Annotated in this window: 20 protein-coding genes; 14 read left to right on the top strand and 6 right to left on the bottom strand. The window is 51.7% G+C overall.

Going from position 1 to position 22,180, the window contains the following annotated elements:
• Positions 1–145 precede the first annotated feature (145 nt).
• Entirely contained in the window at positions 146–1,645 is a 1,500-nt protein-coding gene (gene pitB / locus ACJHYO_RS02020) for an inorganic phosphate transporter PitB (protein ID WP_000933277.1), read from the top strand.
• A 48-nt stretch (positions 1,646–1,693) separates the two neighbouring features.
• Here the strand turns inward: pitB and ACJHYO_RS02015 are convergent, their stop codons facing one another.
• Positions 1,694–2,386, bottom strand: a complete 693-nt coding sequence (locus ACJHYO_RS02015; protein ID WP_001190683.1) for a dTMP kinase — start codon at positions 2,384–2,386, stop codon at positions 1,694–1,696.
• Between the two features lie 174 nt (positions 2,387–2,560).
• Here ACJHYO_RS02015 and ACJHYO_RS02010 point away from each other — a divergent pair, with 174 nt between their 5' ends.
• From ACJHYO_RS02010 to lptG, 7 genes are read left to right on the top strand one after another with little or no spacing between them, the layout of a single operon-like run.
• Complete coding sequence (locus ACJHYO_RS02010) at positions 2,561–3,274, top strand: dTMP kinase (protein WP_001076281.1); 714 nt, start codon at positions 2,561–2,563, stop codon at positions 3,272–3,274.
• A gap of 31 nt (positions 3,275–3,305) precedes the next feature.
• Positions 3,306–4,064, top strand: a complete 759-nt coding sequence (locus ACJHYO_RS02005) for a hypothetical protein (protein WP_001445422.1) — start codon at positions 3,306–3,308, stop codon at positions 4,062–4,064.
• Positions 4,065–4,109: 45 nt separating this feature from the next.
• Positions 4,110–5,459, top strand: a complete 1,350-nt coding sequence (locus ACJHYO_RS02000; protein WP_000257922.1) for a lipopolysaccharide biosynthesis protein — start codon at positions 4,110–4,112, stop codon at positions 5,457–5,459.
• Positions 5,459–6,295: a hypothetical protein gene (locus ACJHYO_RS01995; RefSeq protein WP_024231639.1), complete on the top strand. Its 837-nt coding sequence runs from the start codon at positions 5,459–5,461 to the stop codon at positions 6,293–6,295. The genes ACJHYO_RS02000 and ACJHYO_RS01995 overlap by 1 nt, the downstream gene beginning before the upstream one ends.
• Positions 6,295–6,855 carry a YtfJ family protein gene (locus ACJHYO_RS01990; protein ID WP_001141145.1) on the top strand — a complete coding sequence of 187 codons (561 nt, stop codon included), beginning with the start codon at positions 6,295–6,297 and terminating at the stop codon, positions 6,853–6,855. The genes ACJHYO_RS01995 and ACJHYO_RS01990 overlap by 1 nt, the downstream gene beginning before the upstream one ends.
• A gap of 30 nt (positions 6,856–6,885) precedes the next feature.
• Entirely contained in the window at positions 6,886–7,956 is a 1,071-nt protein-coding gene (gene lptF / locus ACJHYO_RS01985) for an LPS export ABC transporter permease LptF (RefSeq protein ID WP_000779629.1), read from the top strand.
• Positions 7,953–9,032 (top strand): LPS export ABC transporter permease LptG, encoded by a 1,080-nt coding sequence (gene lptG, locus ACJHYO_RS01980; RefSeq protein ID WP_001331686.1) that lies wholly within the window; start codon positions 7,953–7,955, stop codon positions 9,030–9,032. Before lptF ends, lptG begins: the two co-directional genes overlap by 4 nt.
• Positions 9,033–9,066: 34 nt before the next feature.
• Here lptG and spt read toward each other — a convergent pair whose 3' ends face one another.
• The 4 genes from spt to ACJHYO_RS01960 are packed head-to-tail and all read right to left on the bottom strand — an operon-like array spanning position 9,067 to position 13,154.
• The gene (gene spt / locus ACJHYO_RS01975) at positions 9,067–10,239 is read right to left on the bottom strand and encodes a serine palmitoyltransferase (protein ID WP_000524959.1); all 1,173 of its coding nucleotides are present in this window, start codon (positions 10,237–10,239) and stop codon (positions 9,067–9,069) included.
• The gene (locus tag ACJHYO_RS01970; RefSeq protein ID WP_000248098.1) at positions 10,239–10,487 is read right to left on the bottom strand and encodes an acyl carrier protein; all 249 of its coding nucleotides are present in this window, start codon (positions 10,485–10,487) and stop codon (positions 10,239–10,241) included. The genes spt and ACJHYO_RS01970 overlap by 1 nt, the downstream gene beginning before the upstream one ends.
• Before the next feature lie 31 nt (positions 10,488–10,518).
• On the bottom strand, positions 10,519–11,433 hold the full coding sequence (locus ACJHYO_RS01965) for an NAD-dependent epimerase/dehydratase family protein (RefSeq protein ID WP_001077196.1): 915 nt from the start codon (positions 11,431–11,433) through the stop codon (positions 10,519–10,521).
• A complete protein-coding gene (locus ACJHYO_RS01960) occupies positions 11,430–13,154 on the bottom strand; it encodes a fatty acyl-AMP ligase (protein ID WP_001533618.1) in 1,725 nt (574 codons plus the stop codon). Before ACJHYO_RS01960 ends, ACJHYO_RS01965 begins: the two co-directional genes overlap by 4 nt.
• Before the next feature lie 370 nt (positions 13,155–13,524).
• Here ACJHYO_RS01960 and yghO point away from each other — a divergent pair, with 370 nt between their 5' ends.
• The gene (gene yghO, locus ACJHYO_RS01955; protein ID WP_001312102.1) at positions 13,525–14,667 is read left to right on the top strand and encodes a protein YghO; all 1,143 of its coding nucleotides are present in this window, start codon (positions 13,525–13,527) and stop codon (positions 14,665–14,667) included.
• A 6-nt stretch (positions 14,668–14,673) separates the two neighbouring features.
• Here yghO and glcC read toward each other — a convergent pair whose 3' ends face one another.
• Positions 14,674–15,438 (bottom strand): transcriptional regulator GlcC, encoded by a 765-nt coding sequence (glcC, locus tag ACJHYO_RS01950; RefSeq protein WP_001314155.1) that lies wholly within the window; start codon positions 15,436–15,438, stop codon positions 14,674–14,676.
• A 250-nt stretch (positions 15,439–15,688) separates the two neighbouring features.
• Between glcC and glcD the strand changes: the two genes are divergently transcribed.
• Genes glcD through glcB form a run of 5 tightly spaced genes read left to right on the top strand, consistent with a single transcriptional unit; the run spans position 15,689 to position 22,076 of the window.
• Positions 15,689–17,188 carry a glycolate oxidase subunit GlcD gene (glcD, locus tag ACJHYO_RS01945; RefSeq protein ID WP_000026153.1) on the top strand — a complete coding sequence of 500 codons (1,500 nt, stop codon included), beginning with the start codon at positions 15,689–15,691 and terminating at the stop codon, positions 17,186–17,188.
• Complete coding sequence (gene glcE / locus ACJHYO_RS01940; RefSeq protein WP_000943075.1) at positions 17,188–18,240, top strand: glycolate oxidase subunit GlcE; 1,053 nt, start codon at positions 17,188–17,190, stop codon at positions 18,238–18,240. Before glcD ends, glcE begins: the two co-directional genes overlap by 1 nt.
• Before the next feature lie 10 nt (positions 18,241–18,250).
• On the top strand, positions 18,251–19,474 hold the full coding sequence (gene glcF / locus ACJHYO_RS01935) for a glycolate oxidase subunit GlcF (protein WP_001194819.1): 1,224 nt from the start codon (positions 18,251–18,253) through the stop codon (positions 19,472–19,474).
• A 4-nt stretch (positions 19,475–19,478) separates the two neighbouring features.
• The gene (locus ACJHYO_RS01930; RefSeq protein WP_085455531.1) at positions 19,479–19,883 is read left to right on the top strand and encodes a heme-binding protein; all 405 of its coding nucleotides are present in this window, start codon (positions 19,479–19,481) and stop codon (positions 19,881–19,883) included.
• 21 nt (positions 19,884–19,904) lie between these two features.
• Positions 19,905–22,076 carry a malate synthase G gene (gene glcB / locus ACJHYO_RS01925; protein ID WP_085455530.1) on the top strand — a complete coding sequence of 724 codons (2,172 nt, stop codon included), beginning with the start codon at positions 19,905–19,907 and terminating at the stop codon, positions 22,074–22,076.
• Positions 22,077–22,180: the final 104 nt, after the last annotated feature.

Here is a 22,180-nt window from a genome sequence, read left to right as displayed (position 1 = left end):
AAAGGTTTTGAATGAAGGCTTATTGTCTGATACACAAGAAATAACACGCTTTTTATCGTTAAAAAATGATATTTCACTTTGCCCACGCCGTGAAAGTCACTGATAATGCCTCCGTTCGTAAATTCAAAATGGCGTAATCTAATATATGCTAAATTTATTTGTTGGCCTTGATATATATACGGGGCTTTTGTTATTACTTGCTCTGGCATTTGTGTTGTTCTATGAAGCAATCAATGGTTTTCATGACACGGCGAATGCGGTGGCAACCGTTATTTATACCCGTGCCATGCAACCACAGCTTGCCGTGGTCATGGCGGCATTTTTTAACTTTTTTGGCGTATTGCTTGGCGGGCTTAGCGTTGCCTATGCCATCGTCCATATGTTGCCAACCGATTTGTTGCTGAATATGGGGTCAACTCACGGTCTGGCGATGGTCTTTTCCATGCTGCTGGCGGCGATTATCTGGAACCTGGGAACGTGGTTCTTTGGTTTACCGGCCTCCAGTTCGCACACTTTGATTGGTGCGATTATCGGCATTGGTTTAACCAACGCGCTGTTAACCGGCTCGTCGGTGATGGATGCGTTAAACCTGCGCGAAGTCACCAAGATTTTCTCTTCACTCATTGTCTCTCCCATCGTGGGGCTGGTGATTGCGGGGGGGCTAATTTTTCTGCTACGCCGTTTCTGGAGTGGGACGAAAAAGCGTGACCGTATTCATCGTATTCCTGAAGATCGCAAAAAGAAAAAAGGCAAACGTAAGCCGCCATTCTGGACGCGTATTGCCCTCATTGTTTCCGCTGCGGGCGTGGCGTTTTCGCACGGCGCGAACGACGGGCAGAAAGGAATTGGTCTGGTGATGCTGGTGCTGGTGGGGATTGCTCCCGCCGGGTTTGTCGTCAATATGAACGCGTCCGGCTATGAAATTACCCGTACCCGCGATGCCGTCACCAACTTCGAACACTACCTGCAACAGCATCCTGAACTGCCGCAGAAGTTGATTACGATGGAACCTCCATTGCCTGCGACATCGACTGATGGCACGCAAGTAACAGAGTTTCACTGTCATCCAGCAAATACCTTTGATGCGATTGCGCGCGTTAAAACGATGCTGCCAGGCAATATGGAAAGTTACGAGCCGTTAAGCGTGAGTCAGCGCAGCCAGCTGCGCCGCATTATGCTGTGCATCTCTGATACCTCCGCGAAGCTGGCGAAACTGCCAGGCGTCAGTAAAGAAGACCAGAACCTGCTGAAAAAACTGCGCAGCGATATGTTAAGCACCATTGAGTACGCACCGGTATGGATCATCATGGCGGTAGCACTGGCGCTCGGCATCGGCACCATGATTGGCTGGCGTCGTGTAGCGATGACCATCGGTGAGAAGATTGGTAAGCGCGGCATGACGTATGCGCAAGGCATGGCGGCACAAATGACGGCGGCAGTGTCTATCGGCCTTGCCAGTTATATTGGGATGCCCGTCTCCACAACACACGTACTCTCATCTGCCGTAGCAGGAACGATGGTGGTGGACGGCGGTGGGTTACAGCGTAAAACGGTAACCAGCATCCTGATGGCGTGGGTATTTACTTTACCGGCGGCGATTTTTCTTTCTGGTGGGTTGTACTGGATAGCATTGCAGTTGATTTAACCTTCCTGAAAATGCCCGGTCCTGGCGATCGGGCATTTCCATTTTTCACTAGTGATAACCACGCGCGGTCATAAAATCCGTAATCGCTTTTTCTGCATCAACCAGCACCTTTTCCAGTGGCTGATTGGCGTCGATATCAACCAGTTGTGCACCACCAAAGGTTAACTGTGGCGTTATGGCAATCTTCCTCGCCAGCGATTCCCGTTTATGGTCGGGTTTACGCGCGCAGGCAACTTCAAGGTCAACATTGAGTTTGATGACCAGATCGGGCTTGTGGCTCGCCATCCAGTGAAATGCTTTACGTTCCTGACTTGCCAGCCATGAGACAAAACGACCACCTTCAACGTTAGGCGGAAACACCGTACCATCATAAGCGCCAGGAATCTGGTCCTGCGGATAACGGTCGGTTAAAACAATTAACCCGCGACGACGACAGGCAAGCATATGACGAAAGCGCAGTAAGCGGCGGGCGACAAACGCTGTAATTACCAGCGCCGGAACTGGTCCAGGCAATTTTTTTGCTGTTTTTACCTGATTTCGTTCAATTGTTTTATGTAAGGATTTTCCCATCAACGGTAATTTTGTCACTGCACGACCGACATTTCCGGCCTGTTTTCCTAAATGAACCCTTTCGGCAGCACCATATTTTTCGACAACGGTAATAAGATGTTCACACACCGTTGACTTGCCTGAACCATCGCTACCAATAACGGCAATTAATGGAGGTATTATTGACTGCATGAATATATCCTTAAATTTAAATATCCATCCAAAATATTTATTTGGTTAATATGTTTTTGATGAAAGCGTAATTCAGGTCAATGTCACAATTAACCATTGTCACAATAAGGTTGAACGGATATTCTGAGCACGGACCACGTAATATTCAATACATTATTTGCTGCCGGGTTTTTCGTGAATCAACGTAATATGTCAATAATTAATTCCACGCCAGTGCGTGTTATTGCCATTGTAGGATGTGATGGTTCAGGTAAATCGACCCTCACGGCAAGCCTGGTAAATGAACTGGCATCAAGAATGCCAACAGAACACATTTATCTCGGGCAATCGTCCGGGCGAATTGGCGAATGGATTTCACAGCTACCTGTTATTGGCGCACCTTTTGGGCGTTATTTGCGAAGTAAAGCGGCACATGTGCACGAAAAGCCCTCAACACCGCCTGGCAATATTACTGCGCTGGTTATCTATCTGCTTTCCTGCTGGCGGGCGTACAAGTTTCGCAAAATGTTGTGTAAAAACCAGCAAGGCTATCTGCTCATCACCGACCGCTACCCGCAGGTTGAAGTGCCGGGTTTCCGCTTTGATGGCCCGCAATTGGCAAAAACCACGGGCGGTAACGGTTGGATAAAAATGTTAAGGCAGCGTGAGCTGAAGCTGTACCAATGGATGGCGTCTTATTTGCCTGTATTGTTGATTCGTCTTGGCATTGATGAACAAACCGCGTTTGCGCGTAAACCTGACCACCAACTGGCAGCGTTACAGGAAAAAATCGCCGTTACGCCGCAACTGACATTCAATGGCGCCAGGATCCTTGAACTGGATGGTCGGCAACCAGCCGATGAAATTCTGCAAGCGTCACTACTCGCAATTCACGCCGCGCTTTCCTGATCACCAAAATGGATAGGGGATGATTAAACGAATGGATGCACTACAAACACAAACTGTTAAGAGTACAACCGCGCCGCAGCCCAACTACATTCCGGGGCTGATTGCGGTGGTCGGGTGTGATGGCACCGGTAAATCCACACTGACCAATGACCTGGTGAAATCGCTGCAACAACACTGGCAAACCGAGCGGCGCTATCTGGGGCTGCTCTCCGGCGAAGACGGCGACAAAATCAAACGATTGCCGTTGGTTGGTGTCTGGCTCGAACGGCGACTGGCGGCCAAATCCTCGAAAACCCAAAGCATGAAAACCAAATCTCCGGCGCTATGGGCGGCGGTGATTATGTACTGCTTCTCGCTGCGAAGAATGGCGAATCTGCGCAAGGTTCAGCGACTGGCGCAAAGTGGCGTTCTGGTGGTTAGCGATCGCTTCCCGCAGGCTGAAATTTCGGGATTTTATTATGACGGACCGGGGATTGGCGTCGAACGTGCGACCGGGAAAATCAGCAGGTTTCTGGCGCAGCGTGAACGGCGTTTATACCAAAAAATGGCGCAATACCGTCCTGAATTAATCATTCGCTTGGGGATTGATATTGATACTGCCATCTCCCGCAAGCCTGACCATGACTATGCCGAGCTGCAGGACAAAATCGGCGTCATGTCGACGATTGGTTATAACGGCACAAAAATTCTTGAGATTGATTCCAGAGCGCCTTACAGCGAGGTGCTGGAACAGGCACAGAAGGCGGTTTCTCTGGTTGCCATCGTTTCTGACCGCCGAAGTTTAACTTAAGGCTGGCGGGATACTTTTTACTATCAACGATAAGGTCAGGCTGAATTGGCGGTTTTTAACATCAAACATTGGTTTGCAGATGGCGCGTTTCGCACCATTATTCGCAATAGCGCCTGGTTAGGCTCCAGTAATGTTGTGAGCGCTTTGCTGGGGCTGTTGGCGCTCTCGTGTGCCGGTAAAGGGATGACGCCCGCCATGTTTGGCGTACTGGTAATTGTGCAATCGTACGCCAAGTCGATCAGCGATTTTATTAAGTTTCAGACATGGCAGCTGGTGGTTCAGTACGGAACGCCAGCTTTGACCAACAATGATCCGCAGCAATTTCGCAATGTTGTCTCATTTTCCTTCTCGCTGGATATCGTCAGCGGCGCGGTGGCGATTGTCGGCGGCATTGCCTTACTGCCATTCCTTTCCCATTCATTAGGTCTGGATGACCAAAGCTTTTGGCTGGCGGCGCTCTATTGCACGCTCATTCCTTCAATGGCTTCCTCCACGCCGACCGGCATTCTGCGTGCGGTAGATCGCTTTGATTTGATTGCTGTACAGCAGGCGACGAAACCTTTTCTGCGCGCAGCGGGGAGCGTCGTAGCCTGGTATTTTGACTTTGGTTTTGCGGGTTTTGTTATTGCCTGGTACGTGTCGAATCTGGTTGGCGGCACCATGTACTGGTGGTTTGCCGCGCGCGAATTACGCCGCAGAAATATCCATAACGCCTTCAAATTGAATCTGTTTGAGTCTGCCCGACACATTAAAGGCGCGTGGAGTTTTGTCTGGTCAACCAACATTGCCCACTCCATCTGGTCGGCGCGTAACTCGTGCAGCACAGTGTTGGTGGGGATCGTGTTAGGACCCGCTGCCGCCGGGTTATTTAAAATCGCCATGACATTCTTCGATGCCGCCGGAACGCCAGCGGGTTTACTGGGCAAAAGTTTTTACCCAGAGGTGATGCGTTTAGATCCACGCACCACCAGACCGTGGTTGTTAGGCGTGAAGTCCGGTTTACTGGCGGGCGGAATCGGTATTCTGGTGGCGCTCGCGGTGTTGATCGTCGGCAAGCCGCTCATTTCGCTGGTGTTTGGCGTTAAGTATCTCGAAGCGTATGACCTGATTCAGGTGATGCTGGGCGCAATTGTGATTTCGATGCTGGGCTTCCCACAGGAGTCATTGCTATTGATGGCGGGAAAACAGCGCGCTTTTCTCGTGGCGCAAACCATCGCCTCAATCGGCTACATCGTATTGCTGTTCATGTTCTGTCATCTGTTTGGCGTGCTGGGGGCTGCATTTGCTTACTTCGGTGGGCAATGTCTGGATGTGGTGCTCTCGCTAATTCCGACCTTAAAGGCATTTTTTCAGCGCCATTCCTTGCTTTATAACTCAACCGGAGAGAAATCCTGATGATGAGAAAATATTTCCCGCTTGAGGCGAGCGAGCGTCTATTTGTTGCGATTGAAGAAGATGATGTTGTTGATGCACAGGTCAGTTTGCCGCCGACTATCGCACTAAGTTGTACCACCGAAATCATCCATGATAATTACGCGTTATGCCTGAAATTCTGGCTGGATGGTGTTAATCGTCAGGAGTTACTGCGTTTAATCCGCAAACAGGCGAAAGGCGATGAGCTGACGACAGACGAGCGCAAACAGTTTAAATACATGCGAGCGCGCTACAAGCATCTGCGTTTTGCGCAACGGCTGTATTTAAAGAAGCATCAGGCCGGATTTTTATTCGGCAAAACGACCGTTTTTCTTGGGCATTTTCAGGATGGCTTTCGTAACGGTAAGAAAAATATTGTGTCGTTTTACGGTAACCTGTTACGTGTTTATTTGAGCTCCCCTGTCTGGTGGCTGGTGAACTATTCATTGCGCCATAGCCAGTTAGAAACCGTGAACGGTTTTATCGCCTACCGCCAGAAGCAAATGTACATCCTGAAAGAGATTATTGCTAAACCGCAACTAACTGGCAGGGAATTTCATGATGTGCGAAAAATCATCAGCCAGCAGGTTTCTTATTACGACACCTTAAGATCGCTTGATCCTGAAAATAAAGAGGCGTTACTGATTTCCCGTTTTCTCGCCGCCATTAATGGTCTGATGGGGGATAAGCACGACGACATGGTGGCGGATGATATGGAGAACCGCCGGTCATATGATGCACCGGTGGCGCTGGATAGCGATATTCGCCAGCGTTTAGAACTGCTTATTTCGCGTTTCCCACTCTATCCGGAGCAATAATGCCATCTCGTTGGATTTTCGCTCTGATCATCGCACTCTTAGCGCCAGGCGCGGCGGCACACAATTTCGTCACTGGCAAAACGGTTACCCCTGTTTATATCCAGGAAGGCGGCGAGCTGCTTCTGAATAGCGACGACGAAATTCACTACCAAAAGTGGAACAGCACACAATTGACGGGAAAAGTCCGCATTATTCAGTATATCGCCGGACGTAAGTCTGCGAAGAAAAAGAACTCACTGTTAATTAAAGCGGTTGAAGCGGCAAACTTTTCGCAGGATCGTTTTCAGCCCACCACTATTGTGAACACCGATGATGCCATCTTTGGTACTGGCTATTTTGTCGTTGGCAAAATCGAAAAAAATAAACGCCGCTATCCGTGGGCGCAATTCGTTATTGACGGCAATGGTCTGGGACGCGTTGCCTGGCAATTGCCGGAGCAGAGTTCAACCATTCTGGTATTGAATAAAGCCGGGCGAATTCAGTGGGCAAAGGACGGCAGCCTGACACCGGAAGAGGTAGATCATGTCATTGCGCTGGCGCAGAAACTGATCAATGAATAAAAAATTCAAAGGATTGAGGGCGTTAGCGAGATGAAGCTGGTTGAACACTACATCATGCGTGGTACGCGCCGTCTGGTGCTGATTATCGTCGGTTTTCTGATCTTTATTTTCGCCAGCTACTCCGCACAGCGTTATCTGACCGAAGCGGCAAATGGGACATTAGCTCTTGATGTTGTGCTGGATATCGTTTTCTACAAAGTGCTGATTGCACTGGAGATGCTGTTACCTGTTGGACTATATGCTTCAGTTGGCGTGACGCTAGGGCAAATGTATACCGACTCGGAAATTACCGCTATCTCCGCGGCGGGGGGCAGTCCGGGACGTTTGTACAAAGCCGTTCTTTATCTGGCGATACCGCTAAGTATTTTTGTCACCCTTCTGTCGATGTATGGTCGTCCCTGGGCTTATGCGCAGATTTATCAACTGGAGCAACAATCGCAGTCGGAGCTGGATGTTCGTCAGTTGCGGGCAAAGAAATTTAACACTAACGATAACGGACGAATGATCCTTTCGCAGACGGTTGATCAGGATAATAATCGCCTGACTGACGCGCTGATTTATACTTCTACTGCCAATCGAACCCGCATTTTCCGCGCCCGTTCGGTTGATGTGGTTGACCCATCACCCGAGAAACCGACCGTTATGTTGCATAACGGTACCGCCTATCTTCTCGATCATCAGGGGCGTGACGACAACGAACAGATCTACCGTAATCTGCAATTGCATCTCAATCCGCTGGATCAAAGCCCTAACGTCAAACGCAAAGCAAAATCGGTCACGGAGCTGGCACGCTCCGTCTTTCCAGCCGATCATGCCGAACTGCAATGGCGACAAAGCCGTGGCCTGACAGCATTGTTGATGGCGCTGCTGGCCATTTCATTAAGTCGGGTAAAACCGCGGCAGGGGCGATTTTCAACGCTACTGCCACTGACGTTGCTGTTTGTTGCCATTTTTTATGGCGGCGACGTCTGTCGTACGCTGGTGGCTAACGGCGCGATTCCCCTCATTCCTGGTTTGTGGTTAGTGCCCGGACTCATGCTAATGGGCCTGTTGATGCTGGTCGCACGCGACTTCTCCTTGCTGCAGAAATTTCCCCGATGAATGTTTTCAGTCGCTATTTAATCCGTCACCTCTTTCTCGGTTTTGCCGCCGCCGCAGGGCTATTGCTGCCGCTTTTTACCACCTTCAACCTGATTAACGAACTGGATGATGTCAGTCCGGGCGGTTATCGCTGGACTCAGGCAGTGCTGGTGGTGCTGATGACCTTACCGCGCACACTGGTCGAACTTTCGCCGTTTATCGCGTTATTGGGGGGGATTGTTGGTCTCGGGCAGTTATCGAAAAACAGTGAGCTTACCGCCATTCGCAGCACGGGGTTTTCTATCTTCCGCATTGCACTGGTGGCGCTGGTTGCAGGGATACTGTGGACTGTTTCGTTAGGCGCGATTGATGAGTGGGTGGCGTCACCATTGCAGCAACAGGCGCTGCAAATCAAATCGACTGCCACCGCGTTGGGGGAGGACAATGACATTATCGGCAATATGCTTTGGGCCAGGCGCGGTAATGAATTTGTGACGGTGAAATCGCTGAACGAGCAGGGCCAGCCGGTGGGCGTGGAGATTTTTCATTACCGCGACGATCTCTCGCTCGAATCCTACATTTATGCGCGCAGTGCCACCATTGAAGACGATAAAACGTGGATCCTGCATGGTGTGAATTATAAAAAATGGTTGAATGGCAAAGAAACGCTGGAAACATTAGATAATCTTGCCTGGCAATCGGCCTTCACCAGTATGAATCTTGAAGAGTTATCGATGCCGGGGAATACTTTTTCTGTCCGTCAGCTTAATCATTACATCCATTATTTGCAGGATACCGGGCAACCCAGCAGCGAATACCACCTTGCACTGTGGGAAAAACTGGGGCAACCGATCTTGACTCTGGCGATGATTTTGCTGGCTGTGCCGTTTACCTTTAGTGTCCCGCGCTCGCCAGGGATGGGTAGCCGTCTCGCTGTAGGCGTCATCGTTGGTTTACTCACCTGGATCAGCTATCAAATCATGGTCAATCTGGGATTGCTATTTGCGTTGAGCGCACCTGTTACCGCGCTCGGTTTACCGGTAGCGTTTGTGCTGGTGGCGTTGAGCCTGGTGTATTGGTATGACAGACAACATTAAACCCGCCGTGGCGCAACACCACGGCGGGTTCACATTACTGCTTCTGAGTAGCAAATGCCTGAATGATGGCATCGATTTGCTCACGACTGTGGGCAGCGTTTACGCTACAGCGCAGCAGCGTGATGCCAGCAGGCGCGGCAGGTGGCAGGATAAGATTCACATAAACGCCCAGCGAAATAAGCTTGCGCCAGATGCGTAAACCTTCCTCTTTCGAACCGATTATTACTGGCACTACCGGGCTAATATGTGAACTTAACTCGTAACCCAGTTTTTGCAGACCATCATACAGATGGTTGGCGTTATCCATCAGCTTTTGCCGCAGCTCTGGTTGTGAGGCAATGGTTCTTAACGACGAGCGCACGGTCGCAATGCAGGACGGAGAAGGAGAGGCGGTAAAAATATACGGGCGGCTGCCGTAGCGCAGCACTTCCATCGCTTCTGAACCCACGGCAAAACCACCAATGGAAGCCAAACTTTTACTGAAGGTGCCAACGATAATATCCACGTCGTCTTCAACGCCGACAGCTTCGGCCAGTCCGCGCCCCGTAGCGCCTAACACGCCAAACGAATGTGCTTCATCGACAATCAAATAACCACCGAGACGACGTTTGATATCAACAATTTCTGCCAGCGGCGCAACGTCACCGAGCATACTGTAGATGCCTTCAACGATAATAATCGCCTCTTTCGCCCGTTCACCGAGGCGGACCATGCGCCGTTCCAGATCGTTGACGTCATTATGGCGGAAACGAATAATCTCCGCGCCGCCGAGAGAACAGGCGTCATAAATACTGGCGTGGCTGTCGGCATCCAGTAACACCACGGCGTTATGGTCGGCAAGTGTGCTGATGACGCCTAAATTAGCGGTATAACCGGTTGAAAAAACGATAGCGGTAGGGCGATTGAAAAACTCGGCAATCTCTTTCTCTAACGCCAGATGCGGCGCATAACTGCCGTTTGCCATACGAGAACCGGTGGTGCCGGTGCCTTGGGCCGCTAACGCTGCCTGACCTTCGCGGATAGCATCATGATTAAAGGTTAAACCGAGATAATTATTGGTCCCGGCCAGAATCACTTTTTTATTGCCGATCCGGCCTTCGGTGGCGGAATACACTTCATCAATACAGGTGCCAAATGGTGTTAACCCGTTGTCACTAAATTGCAGGCGCTCGCCAGCAAGGCGCGCATATTTATCGTATAGCCCCATTAGTTATTCTCCAGCCATGGAAGTAGAGTTTCCATTAATTGCGCAGGGGTTTTGACATCCAGCAGAATATTAATAGGAATGGAAATATCGAATCTGTCTTCCAGCATCATTAAGAGATCCATCACTTTGATCGACTCCAGGCCAAGATCGTTGACGAGATCGCTGTCGGGCTTAATTTCCACACCGTTTTCGACCAAATCCTGTAAACAGGAAAGGATGTAATCCATTACTATTTCACGATTTACCATAGAAACGTTAACACACCTTTAAACAAGACAATCAAAATAGCCCGTTGCGTAATGCGTGTTCCAGGCTAATCCCGGGAAACCAATTAATATCTTCAGAAATACGGTTATTACTTGCCGACCAGTCGGCATGGGTTAATTCACGGATTTTCGAACGAGTCAGCATCGGTTCTTTACCCGCCAGACGGCTCAACGCGGTACTGATATCCGCAAGGCAGGTGAGTAGCGGCTGAGGAATACCGACCATCCGCACGGAACCACAGCGGACATCGGCAACAAGCTGTTGGACACGTTGCCAGTCATAGCCTCCGGCGACGCCATCGCATAATTCATAGGTTTGCGTCTGTACAGTTTCGGCGCTTAACCACTGACCCACTGCTTGCGCAAAATCGGTGACGTGAAGAAAAGAGAGCTGTGTCTCTGGCGTGCCAAGTCGTGGTAGCAGACCGCGCAGCATCCAGTCAAACAGCGGTTTTAACTCTTTATCGCCGGGACCATACACGGCTGTCGGGCGAAAAACGCCCAACGTAATTTCGTCAGCCATTGCAGTCAGCCGTTGTTCGGCGACGTGTTTGGAATTTGCGTACCAGGAGAGTTCGGGATGGCGCGCCGCCAGCGAAGAGATAAACAGAAAACGTTGGCAAAAGCCGCTCTCTTTTGCCGCTTGCATCAGGCGCAGGCTGCCGTCAACGTTGCAGCGGGTAAAAATCTCTTCTTTGTGCCCGCGCACTTGCCCGGCGCAATGGACCACCGCGCTGGCTCCGGCAACCAGTTCGCTAAGCGAATGTGTATCTTCCAGCGAACCGCGCACCCAAGTGAGATTATCATTGACGTGAGCGCGGGCAGTACGCGTCAATGCGCGAACGTGAAAGCCGCGGGCGAGCTGGTTATCAATAATATATTTACCGATAAACCCGGTAGCGCCCGTCACCGCGACAGTTTGATTCATGCCAGGGATTCCTGCACATGAAGACTGGCAGCATAAGCCTTCTGATAACGTTTTTTCGCTTCCGCACGGGCAGGCTTGCCGGAGGATGTTCGGGGAATACTGTGGGGCGGCAACAGATCGATATCCGCGGTAACGCCAAATTCGCTTTGGATCCGAGCTGCCAGCGCGTGGATAAGCTGCCCGCGACGTGCTTCGTCGCTGATCCGACACTGGATCTGCAAAATGATTTTTTCCTGGGCGGTAACAAAAGCAATCGCATCGCCAGAATGAATTTCCGGCTCCTGTTCCGCAATGTATTCAATATCCTGCGGCCAGATATTACGGCCACGAATAATAATCAGATCTTTAATGCGTCCGGTGACATACAGATAACCGTCCAGCAGATAACCAAGGTCGCCGGTGTCTAACCAGCCCGTCGCGGCAATCTCGTCTTGCGAAACCTGGTCGCCAAAGTACCCGCTCATCAGGCTGGGGCCGGAGATGCAAATATGGCCTACCACACGTTCCGCGACAGGTATATCTGCTTCATTGCGGATTTCAATGCCATGTTCAGGCAACGCTTTACCGCAGTTGACGAAAGTCGATACGGCGCGTGTTTCAGCACCCGGCGCGACGGCTTTACCCTGGTATTCGAGGATGTCGCGATCCACTTCGTTAACCACAACCCCGCAGGCTTCATCAGAGAAGCTGACAGCCAGCGCATTTTCTGCCAGTCCGTAGCACGGCATGAAAGTTTTATCGTCAAAGTTAACCTGACGGAAACATTCAGCGAATTGATGGAGTTGTTCTGCGGATATGGGTTCTGCGCCAATACCAGCGACGCGCCAGCAGGAAAGATCCAGTTCAGCGAGATCTTTTTCATTCACGCGGCGCTGGCACAATTCATAGCCAAACGGCGGTGCAACGGAAACGGTGCCACGATTTTTACTGATCAATTTAAGCCATTGCAGAGGACGCATGGCAAAATCCTGAGTGCGCAAATAATCTACTGAAAGCTGCGTGGCGACGGGGGTCAGGAGAAAGCCGACCAGTCCCATATCATGGTAGAAAGGCAGCCAGGAGACGCAGCGGTCGCCAGGGCGTAATTTAATCCCATCGTGGCTTATAGCACGTAGATTAGCCATCACTTCGTGATGGGTGATAATGACGCCACGGGGAAAACGGGTGCTGCCGGAGGTGTACTGGAGGTAGGCGATATCGTTTGGAACTGGACGCTGGAGCACAACATCGGCTTCCGGTAATGCCTTAAACCAGGCGTGGCTTAAAACATGTAATTCGGGGTTGTTGTTATGCGTCGCGGCATTGACCAGTGGCAACCACTCATCACCAGTGATAATGGCTGCGGGCTGGCAACTTGCCAGTAAACCCTGCAGTTTGGCGCTCCAGGAATCCCGCTGACCTACGCCCATTGGAATCGCCAACGGGACGGCGACTAAGCCGGCATACTGGCAGGCAAAAAAAGCCTCTACAAACCCGCTACTCGTTTCGGCAATCAGCGCCACGCGATCGCCTTTTTTCAGGTTCAGCGATAACAACCTTTTCGCACCAGCTTCGGCACGCGCTTTTAACGTCTGATATTCCAGTTGATCTTCAAGTTGGCAACGTCTGTCATAAAAATTCATTCCGGCGCTACTCAGAGCGGCGTAGTCCAAAGCATCAACCAGCGTTGGAAAATCGGCATAGCGCATAGGTAGGGAATGCGTAAAGATTTTATTAGACATATACACCACGAAAAAATTGGATATCAAAAATAAAATGACAATAATGCGGTGGATTATATAGGCATAAAAGATAAATGAGATAGTATTTTCATCGGTGTGAAAATGAACATTGATTTAAATAATAAGTTTGGCTTTTTTGTTTTTATTGTGAATGATATTTAATTTGTGAATATATTAAGAAGGAGCCTTGTCCGGTCGCCTTAAATCGACAAGAGGCATTGTGGCGCTTCTGTGTAGTCTTTGACCTTATCGTAATCATTAATAAATACTATTTATTCTTTGTTTGTATTCATTGGGTTGATTATTAAGATGCCGTTCGTTGCTGTTGCAACCTGTTTTTCACCGTTAATTATTTGTTATCCACAGAGATATGGAATGCGATCTGCTGATGATTAAAATTGAAAAAGTAATTAATAAAAAAGACCTTAAGGCATTTATCGCTTTTCCGTCATCACTTTATCCCGATGATCCAAACTGGATACCCCCTTTATTCATTGAACGTAGCGAGCATTTGTCTGCGAAGAATCCGGGGACGGACCATATCATCTGGCAGGCGTGGGTGGCAAAAAAAGCGGGGCAGATAGTTGGGCGTATTACCGCGCAAATAGATACCTTGCACCGTGAGCGTTACGGTGAAGATACCGGTCATTTCGGAATGATTGATGCCATTGATGATCCGCAGGTTTTTGCCGCGTTGTTTGGCGCAGCGGAGGCGTGGTTGAAGTCACAAGGTGCAAGTAAGATCAGCGGGCCTTTCAGCCTGAATATCAATCAGGAAAGCGGATTACTGATTGAAGGTTTTGACACACCTCCCTGTGCGATGATGCCACACGGCAAACCGTGGTATGCCGCGCATATTGAACAACTGGGTTATCACAAAGGCATTGATTTACTGGCGTGGTGGATGCAGCGAACCGATCTCACTTTCTCTCCGGCGCTAAAAAAACTGATGGATCAGGTGCGCAAAAAAGTAACCATTCGCTGCATCAATCGCCAGCGGTTTGCCGAAGAGATGCAGATCCTGCGTGAGATTTTCAATTCTGGCTGGCAGCACAACTGGGGATTTGTGCCGTTTACCGAACATGAATTCGCGACCATGGGCGATCAACTTAAATATCTGGTGCCGGACGATATGATCTACATCGCTGAGATTGATTCTGCACCCTGCGCGTTTATTGTCGGCTTGCCGAACATCAACGAGGCGATTGCCGATCTGAACGGATCGCTCTTTCCCTTCGGCTGGGCAAAATTGCTGTGGCGTTTGAAAGTCAGCGGTGTGCGAACTGCGCGAGTGCCGCTGATGGGCGTGCGGGACGAGTATCAGTTCAGCCGCATCGGCCCGGTGATTGCGCTGTTATTGATTGAAGCCTTACGCGATCCGTTTGCCCGCCGGAAGATCGATGCGCTGGAAATGTCATGGATCCTCGAAACCAATACAGGCATGAATAACATGCTGGAACGCATTGGGGCGGAACCGTACAAGCGTTACCGATTGTATGAAAAGCAGATTTGATGGCAGTCACCCCTGCTTCATCTCCAGCGGCACCGCCGAGCGAATCAAATGGTGGCCTTCCAGCTCGATATCGTGGAGATTCTTTTTCACGGTCCGCACATGATCGCGTGCTGCGCGCTGGGCAACGTGCGGCAGCCGCTGCAACACCGCGTTGTAGATCCGCGCATGCTGGCGATCGATCTGCTTTTTTTGCTGTGGTCGATGGTAGAGATTATTTACGCTGGCAAACACCGAATTAAACATCAGGTCGGTCAATGATTGCAGCGTAAACACCAGCACCTGATTGTGAGAAGCCTGACAAATGGCGAGATGGAAAGCGTGATCCAACTGCGCATGTTCGATCAGCGAAATCTCTTTGTTGTTCTCACTGGCGGCGAGCATTTTTTCATAACAGCGGGTTATCACAACAAAATCAGCCTGGGTTCCCAGCGTTGCCGCCAGCCTTGCCGATTCGCCCTCCAGTAATGCGCGAACGTCGAGCAGATCGTACAGCGTTCGCGGCTGCGTACTGAACAGATGGATCAGCGGGCTGGCGTCCTGCACCCGATTAAGCCGTGCGACACGAGAATCGCGACCCTGCGCCGTTTCAATAATCCCGCGCCCGCGCAGCACGGTCAGCCCTTCACGCAGTGCGGAGCGTGAGAAGCCGAGCTTTTCACACAGTCGACGTTCCGAGGGAAGCGGCTGACCGACCTTCAACACGCCGTCGATAATTAACCGTTCGATACTCTCTGCAACCACTTCGCAAATAGGGCGACGTTCATCTTTCATTCCCGGACCTCGTGCACAGGTAGGACCAATTTTTCTGTTCTTAACTCGCAAAACACGCACATCACGTAAGTGATTATGTTACATCAATTTAACATTAAGTTAACCAAAGCAAGGTCACAGAGCTGGAAAAAAAATGGTCTGACCGGTAGCTAAAGAGATAGACGAAAACGAAAAGCCCGCTTAATAACTGTTCACAGAAGCAGCGCGAAAAAATCAGCTGCCACACAACACAACAAAGCGAACCCTACTCATGAGCATCTTGTACGAAGAGCGTCTTGATGGCGCTTTACCCGAAGTCGACCGCACATCGGTACTGATGGCACTGCGTGAGCATGTCCCTGGACTGGAGATCCTGCATACCGATGAGGAGATCATTCCTTACGAGTGTGACGGGTTGAGCGCGTATCGCACGCGTCCATTACTGGTTGTTCTGCCTAAGCAGATGGAACAGGTGACGGCGATTCTGGCTGTCTGCCACCGCCTGCGTGTGCCGGTGGTGACCCGTGGCGCAGGCACCGGGCTTTCTGGTGGCGCGCTGCCGCTGGAAAAAGGTGTGTTGTTGGTGATGGCGCGCTTTAAAGAGATCCTCGACATTAACCCCATCGGTCGCCGCGCGCGCGTGCAGCCGGGCGTGCGTAACCTGGCGATCTCCCAGGCCGTTGCGCCGCATAATCTCTATTACGCGCCGGATCCGTCCTCACAAATCGCCTGTTCGATTGGCGGCAATGTGGCGGAAAATGCCGGTGGCGTTCACTGCCTGAAATATGGTCTAACCGTACATAACCTGCTGAAAATTGAAGTGCAAATGCTGGATGGCGAGGCGCTGACGCTGGGATCGGACGCGCTGGATTCGCCTGGTTTTGACCTGCTGGCGCTGTTTACCGGATCGGAAGGTATGCTCGGCGTGACCACCGAAGTAACGGTGAAGCTGTTGCCGAAGCCGCCCGTGGCGCGGGTTCTGTTAGCCAGCTTTGACTCGGTAGAAAAAGCCGGACTTGCGGTTGGTGACATCATCGCCAATGGCATTATCCCCGGTGGGCTGGAGATGATGGATAACCTGTCGATTCGCGCGGCGGAAGATTTTATTCATGCCGGTTATCCCGTCGATGCCGAAGCGATTTTGTTATGCGAACTGGACGGCGTGGAGTCTGACGTACAGGAAGACTGCGAGCAGGTTAACGACATCTTGTTGAACGCGGGTGCGACTGACGTCCGTCTGGCACAGGACGAAGCAGAGCGAGTACGTTTCTGGGCCGGTCGCAAAAATGCGTTCCCGGCGGTAGGACGTATCTCCCCGGATTACTACTGCATGGATGGCACCATCCCGCGCCGCGCCCTGCCAGGCGTACTGGAAGGCATTGCCCGTTTATCGCAGCAATATGATTTACGCGTTGCCAACGTCTTTCATGCCGGAGACGGCAACATGCACCCGTTAATCCTTTTCGATGCCAACGAACCCGGTGAATTTGCCCGCGCGGAAGAACTGGGCGGGAAGATCCTCGAACTCTGCGTTGAAGTTGGCGGCAGCATCAGTGGGGAACATGGCATCGGGCGCGAAAAAATCAATCAAATGTGCGCCCAGTTCAACAGCGATGAAATCACGACCTTCCATGCGGTCAAGGCGGCGTTTGACCCCGATGGTTTGCTGAACCCAGGAAAAAACATTCCCACGCTACACCGCTGTGCTGAATTTGGTGCCATGCATGTGCATCACGGTCATTTACCTTTTCCTGAACTGGAGCGTTTCTGATGCTACGCGAGTGTGATTACAGCCAGGCGCTGCTGGAGCAGGTGAATCAGGCGATTAGCGATAAAACGCCGCTGGTGATTCAGGGCAGCAATAGTAAAGCCTTTTTAGGTCGCCCTGTCACCGGGCAAACGCTGGATGTGCGTTGTCATCGCGGCATTGTTAATTACGACCCGACCGAGCTGGTGATAACCGCGCGTGCCGGAACGCCGCTGGTGGCGATTGAAGCAGCGCTGGAGAGCGCCGGGCAAATGCTCCCCTGCGAGCCGCCGCATTATGGTGAAGAAGCCACCTGGGGCGGGATGGTCGCTTGCGGGCTGGCGGGGCCGCGTCGCCCGTGGAGTGGTTCGGTCCGCGATTTTGTCCTCGGCACGCGCATTATTACCGGCACTGGAAAACATCTGCGTTTTGGTGGCGAAGTGATGAAAAACGTTGCCGGATACGATCTCTCACGGTTAATGGCCGGAAGCTACGGTTGTCTTGGCGTGCTCACTGAAATCTCGATGAAAGTGTTACCGCGACCGCGCGCCTCCCTGAGCCTGCGTCGGGAAATCAGCCTGCAAGAAGCCATGAATGAAATCGCCCAGTGGCAACTCCAGCCGCTACCCATTAGTGGCTTATGTTACTTCGACAATGCGTTGTGGATCCGCCTTGAGGGCGGCGAAGGATCGGTAAAAGCAGCGCGTGAACTGCTGGGTGGCGAAGAGGTTGCAGGTCAGTTCTGGCAGCAATTGCGTGAACAACAACTGCCGTTCTTCTCGTTACCAGGTACCTTATGGCGCATTTCATTACCCAGTGATGCGCCGATGATGGATTTACCCGGCGAGCAACTGATCGACTGGGGCGGGGCGTTACGCTGGCTGAAATCGACAGCCGATGATAATCAAATCCATCGCATCGCCCGCAACGCTGGCGGTCATGCGACCCGGTTTAGTGCCGGAGACGGTGGCTTTGCCCCGCTACCGGCACCTTTATTCCGCTATCACCAGCAGCTTAAACAGCAGCTCGATCCTTGCGGCGTGTTTAACCCCGGTCGCATGTACGCGGAACTTTGAGGAGCAGGCTATGCAAACCCGATTAACAGAAGAGATGCGGCAGAACGCGCGCGCGCTGGAAGCCGACAGCATCCTGCGCGCCTGTGTTCACTGCGGATTTTGTACCGCAACCTGCCCAACCTATCAGCTTCTGGGCGATGAACTGGACGGGCCGCGCGGGCGCATCTATCTGATTAAACAGGTGCTGGAAGGCAACGAAGTCACGCTTAAAACACAGGAGCATCTCGATCGCTGTCTCACTTGCCGCAATTGTGAAACCACCTGTCCTTCTGGTGTGCGTTATCACAATTTGCTGGATATCGGGCGTGATATTGTCGAGCAGAAAGTGAAACGCCCACTGCCGGAGCGAATGCTGCGCGAAGGATTGCGCCAGGTAGTGCCGCGTCCGGCGGTCTTCCGTGCGCTGACGCAGGTAGGGCTGGTGCTGCGACCGTTTTTACCGGAACAGGTCAGAGCAAAACTGCCTGCTGAAACCGTGAAAGCTAAACCGCGTCCACCACTGCGCCATAAGCGTCGGGTTTTAATGCTGGAAGGCTGCGCCCAGCCTACGCTTTCGCCCAACACCAACGCGGCAACTGCGCGAGTGCTGGATCGTCTGGGGATCAGCGTCATGCCAGCTAACGAAGCAGGCTGTTGTGGCGCGGTGGACTATCATCTTAATGCGCAAGAGAAAGGGTTAGCGCGGGCGCGCAATAATATTGATGCCTGGTGGCCCGCGATTGAAGCAGGTGCCGAGGCAATTTTGCAAACCGCCAGCGGTTGTGGCGCGTTTGTCAAAGAGTATGGGCAGATGCTGAAAAACGATGCGTTGTATGCCGATAAAGCGCGTCAGGTCAGTGAGCTGGCGGTCGATTTAGTCGAACTTCTGCGCGAGGAACCGCTGGAAAAACTGGCAATTCGCGGCGATAAAAAACTGGCCTTCCACTGCCCGTGTACCCTACAACATGCGCAAAAGCTGAACGGCGAAGTGGAAAAAGTGTTGCTTCGTCTTGGATTTACCTTAACGGACGTTCCCGACAGCCATCTGTGCTGCGGTTCAGCGGGAACATATGCGTTAACGCATCCCGATCTGGCACGCCAGCTGCGGGATAACAAAATGAATGCGCTGGAAAGCGGCAAACCGGAAATGATCGTCACCGCCAACATTGGTTGCCAGACGCATCTGGCGAGCGCCGGTCGTACCTCTGTGCGTCACTGGATTGAAATTGTAGAACAAGCCCTTGAAAAGGAATAACAAAATGAAAACTAAAGTCATTCTTAGCCAGCAAATGGCGAGTGCAATTATTGCCGCAGGTCAGGAAGAGGCGCAGAAAAATAACTGGTCTGTTTCCATTGCTGTTGCCGATGACGGCGGTCATCTGCTGGCGTTAAGTCGCATGGACGATTGCGCGCCGATTGCGGCTTACATCTCCCAGGAGAAAGCGCGTACCGCCGCGCTGGGGCGTCGTGAAACTAAGGGCTATGAAGAGATGGTGAACAACGGACGTACCGCGTTCGTGACTGCGCCGTTACTGACGTCGCTGGAAGGTGGCGTACCGGTTGTTGTGAATGGGCAAATTATTGGTGCCGTGGGCGTTTCTGGTTTAACCGGAGCACAGGATGCGCAGGTCGCGAAAGCGGCAGCAGCGGTGTTGGCGAAATAAGCGAAAACGAGGAGATAAACAATGAGTCAAACCATAACCCAGGGCCGTTTACGCATTGACGCCAATTTTAAACGTTTTGTGGATGAAGAAGTTTTGCCTGGCGTGGAACTGGATGCTGCCGCGTTCTGGCACAATGTTGATGAGATCGTTCACGATCTGGCGCCAGAGAATCGTCAGTTGCTGGCAGAGCGCGATCGCATTCAGGCGGCGCTTGATGAGTGGCATCGCAGCAATCCAGGGCCGGTAAAAGATAAAGCGGCCTATAAATCTTTCCTGCGTGAACTGGGCTACCTGGTGCCACAGCCTGACCACGTTACGGTGGAAACCACGGGCATCGACAGCGAAATCACCAGTCAGGCGGGGCCACAGCTGGTGGTTCCGGCGATGAACGCCCGCTACGCGCTGAACGCGGCGAACGCTCGCTGGGGCTCACTGTACGATGCGTTATACGGCAGCGACATCATCCCGCAGGAAGGGGCGATGGTCAGCGGCTACGATCCGCAGCGTGGTGAGCAGGTTATCGCCTGGGTTCGGCGTTTCCTCGATGAATCACTACCGCTGGAAAATGGCAGCTATCAGGATGTGGTGGCGTTTAAGGTGGTCGATAAACAATTACGCATCCAGTTGAAAAATGGTAAAGAAACCACGTTACGTACTCCAGCACAGTTTGTCGGTTACCGTGGCGATACTGCTGCGCCGACCTGCATTTTGCTGAAAAATAACGGCCTGCATATTGAGCTACAAATCGATGCCAACGGGCGGATTGGCAAAGACGATTCGGCGCACATCAACGATGTTATCGTCGAAGCGGCCATCAGTACCATTCTCGACTGCGAAGATTCGGTTGCGGCGGTTGATGCGGAAGATAAAATCCTGCTGTACCGCAACCTGCTGGGCCTGATGCAGGGAACTCTGCAAGAGAAAATGGAGAAGAACGGTCGGCAAATCGTGCGTAAACTGAATGACGATCGTCAGTACACTGCCGCCGATGGATCTGAAATTTCTCTGCACGGACGCTCGTTGCTGTTTATCCGCAACGTGGGTCATTTGATGACCATTCCTGTGATTTGGGACAGCGAAGGCAATGAAATCCCGGAAGGCATTCTTGATGGCGTCATGACTGGCGCGATTGCCCTCTATGATTTAAAAGTGCAGAAAAACTCGCGCACTGGCAGCGTCTATATTGTGAAACCGAAAATGCACGGTCCGCAGGAAGTGGCGTTCGCCAACAAACTGTTTTCCCGCGTTGAGACAATGCTCGGTATGGCACCGAATACCCTGAAAATGGGCATTATGGATGAAGAACGCCGGACCTCGCTGAACTTGCGTAGCTGTATCGCTCAGGCGCGCAACCGCGTGGCGTTCATCAATACCGGTTTCCTCGACCGTACCGGCGATGAAATGCATTCGGTGATGGAAGCGGGCCCGATGCTGCGTAAAAACCAGATGAAATCGACGCCGTGGATCAAAGCCTACGAACGTAATAACGTGCTTTCCGGTCTGTTCTGTGGGCTACGTGGAAAAGCGCAAATCGGTAAAGGCATGTGGGCAATGCCGGACCTGATGGCAGACATGTACAGCCAGAAGGGCGACCAATTGCGTGCCGGGGCAAACACGGCCTGGGTTCCGTCGCCAACTGCCGCTACGCTCCATGCGCTGCACTACCACCAAACCAACGTACAGAGCGTGCAAGCCAACATTGCCCAGACCGAGTTCAATGCTGAATTTGAACCGCTGCTGGACGATCTGCTGACTATTCCGGTTGCTGAAAACGCTAACTGGTCGGCGCAAGAGATCCAACAAGAGCTGGATAACAACGTGCAGGGGATTCTGGGGTACGTGGTGCGTTGGGTGGAGCAGGGGATTGGTTGTTCAAAAGTGCCGGATATTCACAACGTGGCGTTGATGGAAGACCGCGCAACGCTGCGTATTTCCAGCCAGCATATCGCCAACTGGTTACGTCACGGTATTCTGACCAAAGATCAGGTGCAGGCGTCGCTGGAGAATATGGCGAAAGTGGTTGATCAGCAAAACGCTGGCGATCCGGCTTATCGTCCGATGGCGGGGAATTTTGTTAACTCGTGTGCTTTTAAAGCTGCCAGCGATTTAATCTTCCTCGGCGTGAAACAGCCAAACGGCTATACCGAACCGTTATTACACGCCTGGCGTTTACGCGAAAAAGAAAGTCATTAATAGCGTCAAAAAAGCCCCGGCAAGTTTTATTGTCGGGGCTATGATAGTAACTGCGGTAGTACATTTATCCCGGAAATAACCGGAGCGATTATCAGGGGTTAACA

Source organism: Escherichia sp. WS1118, from assembly GCF_046487695.1.
GTDB lineage: Bacteria > Pseudomonadota > Gammaproteobacteria > Enterobacterales > Enterobacteriaceae > Escherichia > Escherichia coli.
This window is presented reverse-complemented; position numbering and strand designations above follow the sequence as displayed.